This is a genomic window from Holdemanella sp. DFI.5.55, from assembly GCF_020593575.1.
Classification (GTDB): domain Bacteria; phylum Bacillota_I; class Bacilli_A; order Erysipelotrichales; family Erysipelotrichaceae; genus Holdemanella; species Holdemanella hominis.
Genome location: NZ_JAJDMK010000379.1, coordinates 1 through 235 on the forward strand (window position 1 = coordinate 1; position 235 = coordinate 235).

The 235-nt window shown below is 38.3% G+C and carries 1 protein-coding gene; it reads left to right on the top strand.

The window, feature by feature from the left end:
* Nucleotides 1-235, top strand: a 235-nt coding sequence (locus LJE08_RS14495) for a transposase zinc-binding domain-containing protein (protein ID WP_227403649.1), incomplete at both ends; no start/stop codon positions are given.

The window sequence follows — 235 nt, forward strand, 5'->3', positions numbered from 1 at the left end:
CCGGTAAAGCTCGTCCTTGCATTTTAGACAATGTAGAACGTTCTCTTCTTTGCCATACATGTTATCTTGGCTTTGATCAGTTTGAATGTACCGATTGTAACAACTGGAATATTATTCCACATTCTTGTCATTCAAGATTCTGTAATGCCTGTGGTGTTAAATATGCCAAACAGCTTGCATCCAAAGCCACTTCTTTTTGTCTTGACTGCCCTCATAGACACATTGTCTTTACTAT